At 61.4% G+C, this 17,344-nt stretch carries 12 protein-coding genes; 4 read left to right on the top strand and 8 right to left on the bottom strand.

The window, feature by feature from the left end; genetic code table 11:
- Positions 1 to 2 precede the first annotated feature (2 nt).
- The 6 genes from nifE to nifH form a co-directional block, all read right to left on the bottom strand.
- Complete coding sequence (gene nifE, locus ABLV76_RS00070) at positions 3 to 1,376, bottom strand: nitrogenase iron-molybdenum cofactor biosynthesis protein NifE (protein WP_135729925.1); 1,374 nt, start codon at positions 1,374 to 1,376, stop codon at positions 3 to 5.
- Positions 1,377 to 2,225: 849 nt separating this feature from the next.
- Positions 2,226 to 2,888, bottom strand: a complete 663-nt coding sequence (locus tag ABLV76_RS00075) for a NifB/NifX family molybdenum-iron cluster-binding protein (RefSeq protein ID WP_094309028.1) — start codon at positions 2,886 to 2,888, stop codon at positions 2,226 to 2,228.
- A 10-nt stretch (positions 2,889 to 2,898) separates the two neighbouring features.
- The gene (gene nifT / locus ABLV76_RS00080) at positions 2,899 to 3,117 is read right to left on the bottom strand and encodes a putative nitrogen fixation protein NifT (protein WP_004203557.1); all 219 of its coding nucleotides are present in this window, start codon (positions 3,115 to 3,117) and stop codon (positions 2,899 to 2,901) included.
- Between the two features lie 39 nt (positions 3,118 to 3,156).
- Positions 3,157 to 4,719, bottom strand: coding sequence for a nitrogenase molybdenum-iron protein subunit beta (nifK, locus tag ABLV76_RS00085; RefSeq protein WP_048325056.1), 1,563 nt, complete (start codon positions 4,717 to 4,719; stop codon positions 3,157 to 3,159).
- Positions 4,720 to 4,774: 55 nt separating this feature from the next.
- Positions 4,775 to 6,223 carry a nitrogenase molybdenum-iron protein alpha chain gene (gene nifD / locus ABLV76_RS00090; protein ID WP_048325054.1) on the bottom strand — a complete coding sequence of 483 codons (1,449 nt, stop codon included), beginning with the start codon at positions 6,221 to 6,223 and terminating at the stop codon, positions 4,775 to 4,777.
- Positions 6,224 to 6,239: 16 nt separating this feature from the next.
- A complete protein-coding gene (nifH, locus tag ABLV76_RS00095; protein WP_004203553.1) occupies positions 6,240 to 7,121 on the bottom strand; it encodes a nitrogenase iron protein in 882 nt (293 codons plus the stop codon).
- A gap of 403 nt (positions 7,122 to 7,524) precedes the next feature.
- Here nifH and nifJ point away from each other — a divergent pair, with 403 nt between their 5' ends.
- Complete coding sequence (nifJ, locus tag ABLV76_RS00100) at positions 7,525 to 11,040, top strand: pyruvate:ferredoxin (flavodoxin) oxidoreductase (protein ID WP_099441894.1); 3,516 nt, start codon at positions 7,525 to 7,527, stop codon at positions 11,038 to 11,040.
- 16 nt (positions 11,041 to 11,056) lie between these two features.
- On the opposite strand, the gene ABLV76_RS00105 is transcribed toward nifJ, so the two are convergent.
- Complete coding sequence (locus ABLV76_RS00105) at positions 11,057 to 11,365, bottom strand: helix-turn-helix domain-containing protein (RefSeq protein WP_004203550.1); 309 nt, start codon at positions 11,363 to 11,365, stop codon at positions 11,057 to 11,059.
- A gap of 240 nt (positions 11,366 to 11,605) precedes the next feature.
- Between ABLV76_RS00105 and fusA the strand changes: the two genes are divergently transcribed.
- Positions 11,606 to 13,708, top strand: a complete 2,103-nt coding sequence (fusA, locus tag ABLV76_RS00110) for an elongation factor G (protein WP_004203548.1) — start codon at positions 11,606 to 11,608, stop codon at positions 13,706 to 13,708.
- Between the two features lie 199 nt (positions 13,709 to 13,907).
- On the opposite strand, the gene sbcB is transcribed toward fusA, so the two are convergent.
- The gene (gene sbcB, locus ABLV76_RS00115) at positions 13,908 to 15,332 is read right to left on the bottom strand and encodes an exodeoxyribonuclease I (protein WP_348878122.1); all 1,425 of its coding nucleotides are present in this window, start codon (positions 15,330 to 15,332) and stop codon (positions 13,908 to 13,910) included.
- A 180-nt stretch (positions 15,333 to 15,512) separates the two neighbouring features.
- Here sbcB and dacD point away from each other — a divergent pair, with 180 nt between their 5' ends.
- Together dacD and sbmC are read left to right on the top strand one after the other, a co-directional pair.
- Positions 15,513 to 16,676, top strand: coding sequence for a serine-type D-Ala-D-Ala carboxypeptidase DacD (gene dacD / locus ABLV76_RS00120; protein WP_004203546.1), 1,164 nt, complete (start codon positions 15,513 to 15,515; stop codon positions 16,674 to 16,676).
- 185 nt (positions 16,677 to 16,861) lie between these two features.
- Entirely contained in the window at positions 16,862 to 17,335 is a 474-nt protein-coding gene (gene sbmC, locus ABLV76_RS00125; RefSeq protein ID WP_017899697.1) for a DNA gyrase inhibitor SbmC, read from the top strand.
- Positions 17,336 to 17,344 lie beyond the last annotated feature (9 nt).

Consider the following 17,344-nt stretch of genomic DNA (forward strand, 5'->3'; position numbering starts at 1 on the left):
TCCTAGCGCCACGGGGCGCGGGCATGCGTTTGCGGCCAGACGGGGCTGGCGAGGGTCAGACAAAGCTGGCGGGCGAGGGTGATGATGCCCTGGTAGCCAGCGTAGGCGTGCTCCCGCTCCTGATTGATATCGAGAAACGGCAGCCGGGCTTTCCAGGCGGTGTACATATTGCGTCCGCCGGCGATCATCAGATCCGCCTGATAGCGGTACACCACGTCGAGCAGGGTGCGCGCGTTGCCCTCCTCAAGCATCACCGCCTCGTCGCCCATCAGCTCCCGGATCCGCTGTTTATCCTCCTCAGTGGATTTCCGCGTGCCGGTGGCCACCACGGTCATGCCGAGATCCTGCAGGGCCGAGACCACCGACCAGGATTTCACGCCGCCGGTGTAGAGCAGCACCTTGCGCCCGCGGAGCTGCTCGCGCCACTGCGCCAGCGCCTGCTCCGCCGCTCGCTCCTCGCGGGCGATCAGCGCCTCGGTGCGGTGGCACAGGTCGTCATCCCCCAGCAGCGCCGCCAGCTGGCGCAGGGCGTCGGAGGTGGCGCGGATCCCGTAGAAGCTGCCTTCAAACCACGGCGTGCCGTAGCGCAGCTCCAGCCCCCGGGCGACGTTGATCAGCGCCCGCGAGCAGACCAGCATATTGGCCTGCGCCCGGTGCAGGGTCTGGATCTCGGCAAAGCGGCCGTCGCCGGAGAGGCTGCCGAGGACGCGGATCCCCAGCTCGTCGAGCAGCGGCTGGACCTGCCAGAACTCGCCGGCGATATTGAATTCGCCAATCAGGCCGATATCGTGGCGCTGGGCCGGGGCAAAGGGCGTGTTGTCCGGCCACGGGGCGGGTTCGCGCTGGCCAATCACCTGCCTGAGCATCACATCGCCCGCTATCCGGTTGCCAAGATTTTTGCTGCCGTAGAAGCCGGCGGCGTCAATGGCGATGACCGGGACGCCGGTGGCGGTCTGCGCGGCCTGGCATACCGCCTCGATGTCATCGCCCTCCATCGCCGGTACGCAGGTGTTGTAGATAAAGACCGCCGCCGGATGATAGCGGTCGACGATGTGACGCACGGCGTGGAACAGGCGGCGTTCGCCGCGGCCCATAATCACATCCTGTTCGTTGAGATCGGTGGTAAAGCCGAGCCGGTTGAGGGCCGGGCCGGCGCTGACGCTGCCACGGTTATCCCACGAGCTGCCCGCGCAGCCGATGGGGCCGTGCACCAGGTGCGCGACGTCGGCGATGGGCAGGAGCGTTATCTGCGCGCCGTCGAAGGCGCAGCCGCCGGCGGTGGCGCCGGGCTTAGGGGCGCTGCAGCCGGATTTTTGCTTCTGGTTGTGCTCGCAGGCGGGTTCGTCCAGCAGCGCCAGAATTTCCTTTCCCTTCATAGTGACCTCGTTGACGGTGGGAGACCGGAGAGGTGATGCAATTCGCGCTCCAGGGAGAGGGGGATTGATTTTTAAGGAAAAAGGGTTGTGGGTTTTGCGACAAAGGCAACAATCGGACAAGGGGGGCATGATTTATCGCGCTGATAACTGGATTTACCGCGACAGTATTGCTGCAGACTGGTGAATGGCGGGAAAGGTCGATAAGGTGGACTATTCCGTTCACCGACCTTCCTCTCTATTTCATCGCGCCCTCTGCGGGTGAACGGCATGGGGGGCGTTTCGCCCGCCCCCCATGACCCCCCGCATGGCGCTGAAAATTGCCGCTGCGCGGTCCGCTCCACTCCGGCTTCATCTGGCGGAACGGGCGGACTCTACATCCCTGTCTCGACCGCCCTCTGGCCGCCGTCCTGGCGGCCAGTCCTGGATGCGCGCCTGCGTTCTCGCCAATTTTCCTGATGCGCCCAACCCCCCGCTGTCACTTTTGTCCCTGTCCTGCGGCGCTTGCCTTGCTGAAAGAAAGGATGTCCCTGCAGGGGTAAAAAAAGGCCCGCGGGGTCGGCGGGCAACAAGCACAACATTTCCTGATGCGCCTAACCCCCCGCTGTTACTTTTGTCCCTGTCCTGCGGCGCTTGCCTTGCTGCCTTGCTGAAAGAAAGGATGCCCCTGCGGGGGCAAAAATAAGCCCGCGGGGTCGGCGGGCAACAAGCACAACATTTCCTGATGCGCCCAACCCCCCGCTGTCACTTTTGTCCCTGTCCTGCGGCGCTTGCCTTGCTGAAAGAAAGGATGTCCCTGCAGGGGCAAAAAAAGGCCCGCGGGGTCGGCGGGCAACAAGCACAACACAACGATTAAAAAACACGTTCCTCCAGAGGGTTATCCCGGTTGAGGCGCTTCGCCAGCCACGGCGGCAGCCGACCGGCCAGCATCGCGCTCACCGCGGCGCACTGCGCCTGAATCGTCGTGCCCGGCGGCGCTTTCATCGGATGGATCTGATGGCGGATCAACCTCGCGGCGGCAGGCCCGCCAATCTCCTGACAAAACAGCAGATGGCAATCCTCCAGTAGCCTGGCGCGCATCTCGCTGGCGTCAGACGCCGCCGAAGGGGAGGCATAGCGGCGCAGATCTGCCAGCCAGCCGCCCTGGTCATCGAAGGCATAGATAAAAAACAGCCGGTTCTGGCCAAAATGACCATTGATGGCCAGGCCATCCTGCGAGCAAAAAGCGACCCGCAGCTGCGGCGTTCGCTGAGGGTGGCGGGCGATGCGCAAATGGCCGGGCAGCGCCCCCTGCAGGCAGGCGATGACCCGCGCCCAGCGGGCCGGGGACATCACCGCCGTCGCCGAAGGAAAGCTGGCGGCCAGCTGGGGCTGCGTCAGGGTGGTTAAGCGTGCCGGGGTCAAGGTCTCGCCGCACTCCTGCGCCAGCCAGTCGACGACTTGCACCGGCTGCAGCTCCGGCAGCGTCTGGAACAGCGCCAGCAGACGCCAGAAAAGGGTATCGTTATCGGACATTTCCAGCTCCTTATAGCAGCGTGCTGCGGGTGGCGCGCAGGCTTATCGGGAAGACTGGTCGCCCCGGCTGCGGATTGACGTAGTAGCGACGTCCCCCTTCAAGGGCAATCGCGCCGCCCCAGCGGTCGGTCTCGTCATGTTCGACCTGGAGCACCCGAGCCTCCAGATCCTGTTTGGCGATATAGGCATACAGCGCCTCGCCGCGCTCACGGAAAATCACGATGGGCATACTCCCTCCTGGCCCCGCCTGCGGCGGGGCGCCTGATGGTTAACGAACGAGGTCGAAGCTGTAATCGGTTTTGCCCAGCTGGCTGGTGTCGTGGTCCAGTTTTTCCAGCACGGCGTTCACCAGCGTCGTGACGATGTTCATCGCGCCTTCATAGCCCCAGGTGGTCTGGCGGTGCAGATGATGGCGGTCGAACAGCGGAAAGCCGAGACGGATCAGCGGCACTTCGAAGGCTTTGCCCTTCGCCAGGGTATCGCGCTGGATAAACTTGCCGTAGGAGTTACCGATCATAAAGTCCGGCTGGCGGGTGAACATCAGCGACCGGAAGTGCCACAGGTCGCAGTTGATGAACACTTCGCTGTCCTGGCCGTACGGCGAGGCATCGAGCATTTTCTTCATCGCTTTTTGCCAGCGTTTATTGGCGTTATGGCTGAGGATCACCGTCGGCTCGCAGCCCAGCTCCAGCAGGAAGCGCGTCATGCCCATCACGAAATCCGGATCGCCATAGAGGCCGAATTTTTTGCCGTGCAGCCAGGTGTGGGAGTCCAGCATCATGTCCACCAGCCGGCCGCGCTCCAGGGTCAGGGCGTCGGCGATCGGTTTGCCGGTTAGCTGACTAACGGTCATCAGCAGCGCGTCGGTAGCGGCCAGACCCAACGGAACGGCCACCTCCGTCGCGGGCTGATTCCACATCTCCTGAACCACCTTTTTGCTTTTCACCAGCTGCCACGGCTGCAGCAGCAGGGTGTCAATGGCGTCCGGCGCGGTTTTGATCTCCTGCTGGCTGGTGCCGCCGGCGTACATCCGGTAATGGCCGTCGGCGGGGGTGTCGAGCACCTCGGATGGGTCGGAGAGCAGGCTGCACGGGACATCCATCTGCGCCATCATCCGCTTCAGCACGCGGAAGTTGCCGAGATAGGTCTCAAATCCGGTCACCAGATTGAGCTTTTGCTGTTTGCCCGGCTGCCCGGCGTAGTCAGCGGTAAAGGTCTTCGCGAACCCTTCGAACATATTGTCCCAGCCGGTGACATGGCTGCCGATAAAGCTGGGGGTATGGGCGTAAGGAATGGCGATGCTGTCGTCAACAAATCCCTCTTTTTTGGCGTTGGCGATAAACGCCTGCAGATCGTCGCCGATCACCTCGGCCATGCAGGTGGTGGAGACGGCGATAATCTCGGGTTTATACAACGCGCTGGCATTCTGCAGGCCCAGATTCATGTTGTTGTTGCCGCCGAACACCGCCGCGTCCTCGGTCATGGAGTCGGAGACGCAGGCCACCGGCTCTTTAAAATGGCGGTTAAAGTAGGTGCGAAAATAGGCGACGCAGCCCTGGGAGCCGTGGACGTAGGGCAGGGTACCGGCGAACCCCAGCGCGCAGAGTACGGCGCCGAGCGGCTGGCAGGCTTTGGCCGGGTCGACGGTCAGTGCCTCGCGCTTGAAGTTCAGCGCTTCATACTCGGCGGTGGTGGTCCAGGCAAACACCTCCTGGACGCGCTGTGCGTCGTGCGCCTCTTCAAGGCTCTTTTTGTTCTGGAACAGGGTCTGGTATTCATCCTGTTCAAACAGCGGATAACAGCTGTGAATTTTATCGATCGTTTGGCTCATGGTGTTCTCCTCCCGCGCCACAAATCGGTGGACTGACGGGACAGTGAAGGGGCAATCACGCAGACTTCAGCCACGGGGCAGTCAGTTCGTTCCACGCCGGATTGTTCAGGGTCATATCCATATCGCGGGCAAAGATGGCGAAGCCGTCATAGCCGTGATAGGGGCCGGAATAGTCCCAGGAGTGCATCTGGCGGAACGGCACCCCCATTTTCTGGAAGATATATTTCTCTTTGATCCCGGAGCCGATGAGGTCGGGCTTCAGCGCTTTGACGAAGGCCTCCAGCTCATAGCTGCTGGCATCGTCAAACAGCAGAGTGCCCTCTTTCAGGTCCGGCAGGGTGCGGTCGTAATCATCGTTATGGGCAAACTCGTAGCCGGCGGCGATGATCTCCATCCCGAGATCCTCATAGGCGCCGATGACGTGGCGCGGCCGCAGCCCCCCCATGTACAGCAGCACTTTGCGCCCCTCCAGCCGCGGGCGATATTTGGCGATGATGGCCGCCATCTGCCCCTCATATTTGGCGATCACCGCTTCCGCATTGGCGCGAATGGTGTCATCAAATTGATCGGCGATCTTGCGCAGTGATTCGGCGATTTTGGTCGGGCCGAAGAAGTTATATTCCATCCACGGGATCTGATGTTTCTCCTCCATATGGCGGGCGATATAGTTCATCGAGCGGTAGCAGTGGACGAGGTTTAGCTTAACGAACGGGGTGTTCTCCATCTCCACCAGGGTGCCGTCGCCGGACCACTGCGCCACTACCCGCAGCCCCATCTCTTCCAGCAGAATGCGCGAGGCCCAGGCGTCGCCGCCGATGTTGTAATCGCCAATGATGGCAACATCGTACGGGGTGCTGGCAAACGGCTGCCCTTCGCGATTGTTCAGCACCCAGTCGCGCACCACGTCGTTGGCGATATGGTGGCCCAGCGACTGTGAGACGCCGCGAAAGCCTTCGCAGCGCACCGGGATCACCGGTTTTTCCAGCGCCTTGCTGCTGGCGTTGGCCACGGCGCTGATGTCATCGCCGATGAGGCCCACCGGGCACTCCGACTGGATAGTGATCCCTTTGGTCAACGGGAACAGCAGCTCCATCTCTTCGATCAGTTTGCTCAGCTTTTTATCGCCGCCGAAGACAATATCGCGCTCCTGAAAATCAGAGGTGAAGTTCAGGGTGCCGAAGCTGTCGACACCGCTGACGCCGGTATAGTAGTTGCGCCGTCCGGCGCGCGAGTACTGGCCGCAGCCGATGGGGCCGTGCGAGATATGGGCCATGTCTTTGATTGGCCCAAACACCACCCCTTTCGAGCCGGCGTAGGCGCAGCCGCGCACGGTCATCACCCCGGGCTGCGATTTACGGTTCGAGATAATGCACTTGCCGACGCTCTCCATCTGCGGATCGCTGATCATCATGTGCTTTCTGCGCTCTTTGCGCGCGGTTTCGGGAAACACCTCCAGGACTTCCTGGATGAGCGCAAGGTTACGTTCGCCTGTTGCGTTGGTCATGGTGAGGATCCTGTACTCAGGCCGCGTTTTCTTCAGCGGCGGTTTTACCAATGATGCTGGTGTCTTCTTCTTCCATGATGCCGAACTCCATCAGCAGCGACTCCAGCTCGTCCATGGTGCAGGGGGTCGGCACCACTTTTTTGGTGTTATTGACGATCTTCTGCGCCAGTTGACGATATTCGTTGGCCTGCTGACAGGTCGGGTCGTACTCGATCACCGTCATCCGGCGGATCTCCGCGCGCTGCACAATGTTGTCGCGGGGAACGAAGTGGATCATCTGGGTGCCAAGCTTCTCCGCCAGGGCGATGATCAGCTCATCTTCGCGGTCGGTTTTACGCGAGTTACAGATCAGGCCGCCGAGGCGTACCTTGCCGGATTTGGCGTACTTCACGATCCCTTTGGAGATATTGTTGGCGGCATACATCGCCATCATCTCGCCGGAGCAGACGATGTAGATCTCCTGGGCTTTGTTTTCGCGGATCGGCATAGCGAAGCCGCCGCAGACCACGTCGCCGAGGACGTCATAGAAGACGAAATCCAGATCTTCTTCATAGGCGCCTTCTTCTTCGAGGAAGTTGATGGCGGTGATCACCCCGCGTCCGGCACAGCCGACGCCTGGCTCCGGGCCGCCGGATTCGGCGCAACGGACATCGCCATAGCCGATTTGCAGCACGTCTTCGAGCTCCAGATCCTCGACCGAGCCCACTTCCGCCGCCATCTCCATGATGGTGTTCTGGGCTTTCGCATGGAGGATCAGACGGGTGGAGTCCGCCTTCGGATCGCAGCCGACGATCATCACTTTCTTACCCATCTCGGCGAGAGCCGCGACGAGATTCTGGGTGGTGGTGGATTTACCGATACCGCCTTTACCGTAGATAGCGCATTGACGCATGGTCATGGTGACTTCTCCTGTTGTTGAGTGTTTGCCAGCAGAGAAGTGCAGGGAACATACCAGCTGTGATTTTTTATTTATGTGTTTGATAAATAGGTGTTTTTTGTAAACCGACCGCGTAGGGGGCCTGCGCAAACGGCACAATAACGCCACCAAATGTGCGAAACAGAACAATTTCCCGCCACCGGCCCGGCGCGGCGCTTTGTCGACTGTTCAACAGCTTGTCGCGCCCTGTGTCTTATTCCCCGCAATTGCGCCGGACGGATCTGCGCCTTTCTTCCCTTAACCTGTTGAATTAATAAGCGACAGGCGGCAATTCGCGAGCTGGCACAGGCTGTGCTTGAAGAGGAAACAGGGTTTGCCGCGGGCTGTCGCGGTAAAGAGAACGCTCACCTTCGAGGATTGAACGATGTCCGGAAACATGAAAACAATGGATGGCAACGCGGCGGCGGCCTGGATCTCCTACGCCTTTACCGACGTGGCGGCCATCTATCCCATCACCCCCTCCACGCCGATGGCGGAAAATGTCGATGAATGGGCCGCTAAGGGGAAAAAGAACCTCTTTGGTCGACCGGTGCGCCTGATGGAGATGCAGTCTGAAGCCGGTGCCGCCGGGGCGGTGCACGGCGCGCTGCAGGCGGGGGCGCTCACCACCACCTACACCGCGTCGCAGGGGCTGCTGCTGATGATCCCCAATTTATACAAAATCGCCGGGGAGCTGCTGCCGGGCGTCTTTCACGTCAGCGCCCGGGCGCTGGCGACCAATTCGCTGAATATTTTTGGCGACCATCAGGACGTGATGGCGGTGCGCCAGACCGGCTGCGCCATGCTGGTGGAGAATAACGTTCAGCAGGTGATGGACCTGTCGGCGGTGGCGCATCTGGCGGCGATCGCCGGGCGGATACCGTTTATCAACTTCTTCGATGGCTTTCGTACTTCGCACGAAATACAGAAGATCGAGGTGCTGGCGTATGAGCAACTGGCGACGCTGCTGGACCGCCCGGCGCTGGAGCGCTTTCGTCGTCAGGCGCTGCACCCGGATCACCCGGTGATCCGCGGCACCGCGCAAAACCCGGATATCTACTTCCAGGAGCGGGAGGCCGGTAACCGCTTCTACCTCGCGCTGCCCGATCTGGTGGAAAGCTATATGGCGAAGATCACCGCGCTTACCGGGCGGGAATATCACCTGTTTAATTACCACGGCGCGCCGGACGCCGAGCGGGTGATTATCGCCATGGGCTCAGTGTGCGACACCGTCCAGGAGGTGGTGGAGACGCTCAATGCGGCGGGGGAGAAGGTGGGGCTGCTCAGCGTCCATCTCTATCGGCCGTTCTCGCTGGCGCACTTCTTCGCCCAACTGCCCGCCAGCGTGCAGCGCATTGCCGTCCTTGACCGCACCAAAGAGCCGGGGGCGCAGGCGGAACCGCTGTGCCTCGACGTCAAAAACGCCTTCTATCAGCGCGACGATGCGCCGCTGATCGTCGGCGGCCGCTACGCGCTCGGCGGTAAGGACGTGCTGCCCAACGATATCGCCGCGGTGTTTGATAACCTCAGGCAGCCGCTGCCGAAGGACGGCTTTACCCTGGGCATTGTCGATGATGTCACTTTTACCTCGCTGCCCGCCCGGCAGGAACCGCTGGCGGTCTCCCATGCCGGGATCACTGCCTGCAAATTCTGGGGCATGGGCTCGGATGGTACCGTCGGGGCGAACAAAAGCGCCATCAAGATCATCGGCGATAACACGCCGCTCTACGCTCAGGCCTACTTTTCCTACGACTCGAAAAAGTCCGGGGGGATCACCGTCTCACACCTGCGCTTTGGCGATCGGCCGATCACCTCGCCCTACCTGATCCACCGGGCCGATTTTATCGCCTGCTCTCAGCAATCCTATGTCGACCGCTACGACCTGCTGGAGGGGCTGAAGCCGGGGGGCACTTTTCTGCTCAATTGCAGCTGGTCCGAGGCGGAGCTGGAGCAGCACCTGCCGGTCAGCGTCCGGCGCTATCTGGCGCAGGAAAAGATCGACTTTTATACCCTCAACGCGGTGGACATCGCCCGCGAGCTGGGCCTCGGCGGGCGCTTTAACATGCTGATGCAGGCGGCGTTCTTTAAGCTGACGGCCATTATCGATCCGCAAACCGCGGCGGACTATCTCAAGCAGGCGGTGGAGAAAAGCTATGGCAGCAAAGGGGCGAGCGTCATTGAGATGAACCAGCGGGCTATCGAGCTGGGGATGGCGGCGCTGCGTCGGGTGACGGTTCCCGCCCACTGGGCGACCCTCGAGGCGCCGGCGCCGCAGGCGACAACCCTGATGCCGGACTTTATCCGCGATATTCTGCAGCCCATGAACCGCCAGCGCGGCGACCTGCTGCCGGTGAGCGCCTTCGCCGGGATGGAAGACGGCACCTTTCCCTCCGGCACCGCCGCCTGGGAGAAGCGCGGCATTGCCCTGGAGGTGCCGGTCTGGCAGCCCGACGGCTGCACCCAGTGTAACCAGTGCGCTTTCGTCTGCCCGCATGCGGCGATCCGCCCGGCGTTGCTGAGCGCTGAAGAGCAGGACGCGGCGCCCGCCGGGCTGCTGAGCAAACCGGCCCAGGGGGCCAAAGACTACCACTATCATCTGGCTATCTCGCCGCTGGACTGCTCCGGCTGCGGCAACTGTGTGGAGAGCTGCCCGTCGCGCGGCAAGGCGCTGCAGATGGTCTCCCTCGACAGCCAGCGCGCGATGGCCCCGGTCTGGGATTACGCCCTGGGGCTGGCGCCAAAAGACAACCCGTTTCGCAAAACGACGGTCAAAGGCAGCCAGTTCGAAACGCCGCTGCTGGAGTTTTCCGGCGCCTGTGCGGGCTGCGGCGAAACACCCTATGCCCGGCTGATCACCCAGCTGTTTGGCGACCGGATGCTGATCGCCAACGCCACGGGCTGTTCTTCGATTTGGGGCGCCAGCGCGCCTTCAATGCCCTATACCACCAACCACCGCGGCCACGGGCCGGCCTGGGCAAACTCGCTGTTCGAGGATAACGCCGAGTTCGGGCTTGGCATGATGCTTGGCGGCCAGGCGATCCGCCAACAGATCGCCGAGGAGATGACCCGCGCCCTGGCCCTGCCGGTCAGCGACGCGCTTCACGCCGCGATGCGGCAGTGGCTGGCGCAGCAGGATGAGGGGGAGGGGACCCGCGAACGCGCGGACCGCCTCAGTGCGTTGCTGGCGGCGGAAAAAGAGGGGGTTCCGCTGCTGGAGCAGCTCTGGCAGAACCGTGACTATTTCGTCCGGCGTTCGCAGTGGATCTTCGGCGGCGATGGCTGGGCCTACGATATCGGCTTCGGCGGCCTCGATCATGTGCTGGCCAGCGGGGAAGACGTCAATATTCTGGTGTTTGATACCGAGGTCTACTCCAACACCGGCGGCCAGTCGTCCAAGTCGACCCCGGTGGCGGCGATCGCCAAATTTGCCGCGCAGGGGAAACGCACGCGGAAAAAAGATCTCGGCATGATGGCGATGAGCTACGGCAATGTTTACGTCGCCCAGATCGCCATGGGCGCCGATAAAGATCAGACCCTGCGGGCCATCGCCGAGGCCGAAGCCTGGCCGGGGCCGTCGCTGGTGATCGCCTACGCCGCCTGTATCAACCACGGTCTGAAAGCCGGGATGCGCTGCAGTCAGCGCGAGGCGAAGCGGGCGGTGGAGGCGGGATACTGGCACCTGTGGCGCTATCATCCGCAGCGCGAAGCCGAGGGCAAAACGCCGTTTATACTGGACTCCGAAGAGCCGGAAGAGAGCTTCCGCGACTTTTTGCTCGGCGAGGTGCGCTATGCCGCGCTGCACAAAACCACACCGGATCTGGCGGACGCCCTGTTCCGGCAAACGGAGGACGATGCCCGGGCCCGTTTCAGACAGTATCAGCGGCTGGCGGGGGAGGAGTAGGCTGTCGGTTAGCGATTCATGGCTGCTGCATCACGTTCAGCAGCGTATCCAGCAGGCCGGGAAAACGGGCGTCCAGATCTTCCCGGCGCAGCGAAATCATATTCTCCCGTCCCTGAGGCCGCTGCCAGATCACACCGCTGTCGCGCAGGACGCGCCAGTGGTGGGTCATGGTGGACTTGGCCACCTCTTCCTGACGCAGCGCGTTGCAGCTCTGCTCGCTGCCGTCGGCCAGCGTGCGGATGATCTCCAGTCGCAGCGGGTTGCCGAGCGCGGAAAGGACATTTTCCAGGCGAATTTGTTCTCGTTCGGGGTGATTGGCGATCATAATAATCCTGTGTCGGCGTTGGCGCGGCGCATGGCGGTCGCAGCCCGTATCGGCGGCTGGCGGCTACTATACCCAAACTCCAGGTCTGATACCACGCGCGCCGCCGCAACCTGACCAATCATAATAATAGTCAAAATAGTTCGAATATACTCGTACAATTGTACTATCATAGGCGGCAGTGAAATGAACTGCGGATCATTCCGACCGCAGACTGACAGTCAAAACGACTAAGGACGCATCATGCCCCGACCCATCCCCCTCGAACGTTATCGCAACATCGGTATCTCCGCGCATATCGATGCCGGTAAAACCACCACCACCGAGCGCATCCTGTTTTACACCGGGATGAGCCATAAGCTGGGTGAAGTACACGATGGCGCGGCAACCACCGACTGGATGGCCCAGGAGCAGGAGCGCGGGATCACCATTACCTCGGCGGCGGTGAGCTGCTTCTGGCCGGGTATGGACCGCAGCTTCGAGCCGCACCGGATCAATATCATCGACACCCCGGGGCACGTGGACTTCACCATTGAGGTGGAACGTTCCATGCGCGTGCTCGACGGCGCGGTGATGGTGTATGACTCCGTCGGCGGGGTGCAGCCCCAGTCGGAGACCGTCTGGCGCCAGGCGAATAAATACCATGTCCCGCGGCTGGCCTTCGTCAACAAGATGGATCGCCCCGGGGCGGATTTCTTCCGCGTGGTGCAGATGATGATCGACCGCCTGAAGGCCAACCCGGTGCCGATTGTCATCCCCATTGGCGCCGAAGAGCACTTCACCGGCGTCGTCGACCTGGTGAAAATGCGCGCCATCCTGTGGGATGACGCCACTCAGGGCATGACCTTCAGCTACGGGCCGGTCCCTGACGATCTGCTGGCGACTGCCCGCGAGTGGCGGGAGAAAATGGTCTCGGCGGCGGCGGAAGCCAGCGACGCGCTGATGGATAAATACCTCGAAACCGGCGAGCTGGACGAGGCGGAGATCGTCGCCGGTCTGCGCCAGCGCACGGTGAAGGGCGAAATCCAGGCGGTGCTCTGCGGGAGCGCCTTTAAAAACAAAGGCGTGCAGCGCATGCTCGATGCGGTGGTGGAGCTGATGCCGTCGCCGTTGGATATTCCGGCGATACAGGGCGTGGATGAGAAAGGCCAGCCGGCGGAACGCCATCCGAGCGACGATGAGCCGCTGTCGGCGCTGGCGTTCAAACTGATGACCGACCCCTACGTCGGCCAGCTGACCTTTATCCGCGTCTACTCCGGGACGCTGAAGAAAGGCGATGCGGTGTGGAACCCGGTGAAGGGCAAGAAAGAGCGCATCGGACGTATCGTGCTGATGCAGGCCAACGATCGCCACGAAGTTGACGAACTGCACGCCGGGGATATCGCGGCCTGCGTTGGGCTGAAGGATGTCACTACCGGCGATACGCTGTGCGATCCGGATGCGATCATTACCCTCGAACGGATGGAGTTTCCGGAGCCGGTGATTTCGCTGGCGATTGAGCCGAAAACCAAAGCGGACCAGGAGAAAATGGGCATCGCGCTGCAGCGGCTGGCGGCGGAAGATCCGTCGTTCCGTCTGCATACCGATGAAGAGTCCGGCCAGACGATTATCTCCGGCATGGGCGAGCTGCATCTGGAGATCATTGTCGACCGGATGAAGCGCGAGTTTGGCGTCGAGGCCAACATTGGTCGTCCGCAGGTCACCTACCGCGAAACCCTGCGCAAGAAAGTGACGGACGTGGAAGGCAAGTTTGTGCGCCAGTCCGGCGGTAAAGGGCAGTACGGGCACGTCGTGCTGACCCTGGAGCCGCTGGAGCCGGGCAGCGGATTCGTCTTCGAGGACGCCACCAAAGGCGGCGTGGTGCCGCGCGAGTACATCCCTTCCGTGGAGAAAGGGCTGCGCGAAGCGATGGGCACCGGCGTGCTGGCGGGCTATCCGGTGGTTGACGTGAAAGCGACCCTGACTTTCGGGTCGTACCACGACGTGGACTCCTCGGAGATGGCGTTCCGCATGGCGGCGATCTTTGGCTTCCGGGAAGGCGCGCGCAAAGCGGATCCGGTGATCCTGGAGCCGGTGATGCACGTGGAGGTGGAGACGCCGGAAGAGTACGCCGGGAATATCATGGGCGATCTCTCTTCCCGTCGCGGGATGGTGCAGGGGATGGAAGAGCGCTTCGGCAGCCAGATCATCCGCGCCGATGTGCCGCTGGCGGAGATGTTTGGTTATTCCACCACGCTGCGCTCGATGTCTCAGGGACGAGCAACCTACAGCATGGAGTTCCACCACTACGCGGAAGCGCCGCGCAACGTAGCGGATGAAATCATCGCCAGCCGTGCGAAAAGTTAAGCCAGTCATCCCGGGTAGCGGCTAGCGCCTTACCCGGGCTACTCTGGTACCAGCGTCCAGGCCCGGTAAGGCGAAGCCGCCACCGGGCAAAAAGGTAAGCACGAACTGGGGAGGCAATGCCCGGCGGCGCTGCGCTTGCGCGGGCCTACGGTCAGGCGTCCTCCCCGGTCATCGTTTGTAGCCCGGGCATGTCCGCCAATCAGACAATATCCTGTGCGTACTGCCACAGCGCCTTCAGCTGCGCCAGCTTCTCTTTATCATCCGCATACTGCTGATACAGCATCTGCAGCTCATCGGCATAGGCCTGCAAAAACTCAGGCGTAAATACCTGACGACGGTGTTCTAACCAGCGCTGCTGCTCATGTTCATCGAGCGTGCCGGGGAAGTTGCGCGCCCGGTAGTTAAACAGCAGGCGTTCGATGCGCTTGTCGGCGAAGGTGATATCCAGCGCCGGCAGATTGCGCGGTTCGGTTTCCAGCACGATTTTCATCGCCGCGCGGTCGGCATCGCTAAAGAACCCATTGTAAAGCTGGGCGTCGACGTTTTCGGACGGCACGAACGGCTCGGCTTCGGCATACACCGCCACCACTTTCTCCCGCACCTGCGGATTCGCCCGCAACAGCTGGGCATTCTCCAGACAGCGTTGAATGGAGATCCCCAGCCGGTCGGCATCCTGCGGGCGCAGGGTATTGGCCTGGGCCAGCACCGGACATTTGTTCAAATGCACCAGCTTAATCGGCGCCGCCGGAAGATCGCTAAGCTCGGCGCGCGGGGTGTAAAGCCGCTCGCGCAGGGCGTCGGCATCCAGTTCCAGCAGCGGCGCCATATCCCCCGCCAGATCGACCATGATCACCGCATTGCGGTTTTCCGGATGCCAGGCCAGGGGCGCCACCAGGCTGGTGTTGCCGCGCGCGGCGCCGAACATGCCGGAGACATGCACCAGCGGCTTCATCTGCGGCACGTCGATGAGCGTCGCCAGCTTGCGCTTATTGCGGTGGCTGTAGAGATAGTCAAACAGCCGCGGCTGCCGGTTTTTCACCAGCTTCGCCATGGCGATGGTGGCGTAAACGTCGGCCATCGCGTCATGGGCGTTCTGGTGTTCAATACCGTTGGCGACGGTCAGATGTTCAAGCCGGAAGCTCGGCAGACCCTCGTCATTCTCCGGCCAGACGATCCCTTCCGGACGCAGGGCATAGCAGGCGCGCATCACGTCGAGCAGATCCCAGCGCGAGTTATCGTGCTGCCAGCTCCAGGCATAAGGGTCATAGAAGTTGCGATAGAAGATATTCCGCGTCACTTCGTCGTCAAAGCGCACGTTGTTATAGCCGACGATGCAGGTCTGCGGCACCGTGAACAGATCGTGGATGCGGCGGGCAAACGCGGCCTCGTTATCCCCTTTGGCCAGCGCTTCCTGCGGGGTGATCCCGGTGATCATCACCGCCTGCGGCTGCGGCAGATAATCGTCTGCGGGCTTGCAGTAAAACACCTCCGGCTCGCCCAGCACGTTTAACTCCGCGTCGGTGCGGATGGCGGCGAACTGCGCCGGCCGGTCAAGGGAAGGGCTGGTGCCGAAGGTTTCATAATCGTGGAATAAAAATCCGGGCTGGTTGACGCTATCTTGCATAGTCTGTTCATTATCCGTGGTGGCGTGCGACCGGTATGGTAAACGATTTGCCCGGTCATCAGAAGGGTAACGGCAAGCAACTTCCTCTGCTGTGTCATATTTTCTTGCAATTAAACCCTGATATGAAACGCGAAGTTCCGTAAAAAGGACGGCGGATCTGTAAATCTAGAGGATATGCCGTTGAAAGGCCGTTTGTTTATTGCTGTATCTTTGCTCGCTTCGAGCGTTTCCTGCGCATTTGCCGTCGACTTACCTGCTACGGTCGCGCCGCCTTCCATTCAGGCTGGCTCCTGGGTGCTGATGGATTACACCACCGGTCAGGTGCTGACCGCGGGTAACGAACATCAGCAGCGTAATCCTGCCAGCCTGACCAAACTGATGACCGGCTACGTGGTCGATCGTGCCATCGACAGCCATCGTATCACCTTTGATGATATCGTCACCGTGGGTAAAGACGCCTGGGCGAAGGGCAACCCGGTGTTCGACGGGTCATCCCTGATGTTCTTAAAGCCAGGGGACCGCGTCAGCGTCCGCGACCTCAGCCGTGGGCTGATTGTCGACTCCGGCAACGACGCCTGCGTCGCGCTGGCCGACTATGTCGCCGGCGGTCAGCCGCAGTTTGTCGCCCTGATGAATCAGTATGTCGAAAAACTGCATCTGCAGGACACCCATTTCGAAACCGTCCACGGCCTCGATGCCCCGGGCCAGCACAGTTCGGCCTATGATCTGGCGGTGCTGTCGCGGGCGATTATCCATGGCGAGCCTGACGTGTACCACATGTACAGCCAGAAAAGCCTGACGTGGAACGGCATTACCCAGCAAAACCGTAACGGTCTGCTGTGGGATAAAACCATGAACGTCGATGGCCTGAAAACCGGCCACACGTCGGGCGCCGGGTTCAACCTGATCGCCTCGGCGGTGGACGGTCAGCGCCGGCTGATCGCCGTGGTGATGGGGGCCGACAGCCCGAAAGGCCGCGAGCAGCAGGCCGCGAAACTGCTGCACTGGGGTCAGCAGAACTTCGACACCGTGCAGGTGCTACAGAAGGGGCAGAAGGTCGGCACCGAGCGCATCTGGTACGGCGATAAAGAGCAGATTAAGCTCGGCACCGATCAAGATTTCTGGTTAGCGCTGCCGAAGGCGGAAGTATCGCGGATTAAGGCGAAATACGTGCTGGATAAAAAGGATCTGGAGGCGCCGATCGCCGCCAATCAGCGGGTCGGCGAGATTTCGCTGTATGACGGCGACAAGGTCGTGGGCCACTATCCGCTGGTCACCCTCGAAAGCATTAATAAAGGCGGGGTATTCTCGCGAATGAGCGATTACCTGCACCACGAGCTGTAACCATGATAACCGCCTCTTTGCAGGCGGTTTTTTTTCGGCTACCGCCCGGCAGACGCGGCGACAAAATCGCCGTTTTTTTCATCAGCCGCAATGGCGACTCTGTGAATTCGCGCACATACTGAGGGGGGATCTCCTGCTAGATTGACTGTATATTTATACAGTAATGTGTTCACGAAGGAGGCAAGATGAACTACAGCGTCACCACCCTCGGCAAGAAAACCATTGCCGGTTTCCATCTGGTCGGGCCCTGGGATCAAACCGTCAAGCAGGGGTTTGAGCAACTGATGATGTGGGTTGAGAACCATCAGGTGCCCGCCCGCGAGTGGCTTGCCGTCTACTACGATAACCCGGAGGACGTGCCAGCGGAAAAACTACGCTGCGCCACCGTGGTCGCCGTTGACGAGGATTACGTCATTCCCGCCAACAGCGAAGGGGTGATACTGGCGGCGATTGCCGGCGGGGATTACGCCTGCGCCCGCGCGCGAGTGGTGGATTACGATTTTGCTACCCCGTGGATGCAGTTTTTCGACAGTCTGCTGCAGAGCACAACGCATCGCGTGGCCCCCAGGCCCTGTTTTGAGATCTATCTCAACGATGGCAACCATGACGGCTACTGGGATATCGACATGTATGTCCCCGTTGAGCGCGTTGCGTCGTAGCGGTTTACC

Origin of the sequence: Klebsiella sp. GB_Kp047 (assembly GCF_040065235.1) — a bacterium.
Taxonomy (GTDB): domain Bacteria; phylum Pseudomonadota; class Gammaproteobacteria; order Enterobacterales; family Enterobacteriaceae; genus Klebsiella; species Klebsiella quasipneumoniae.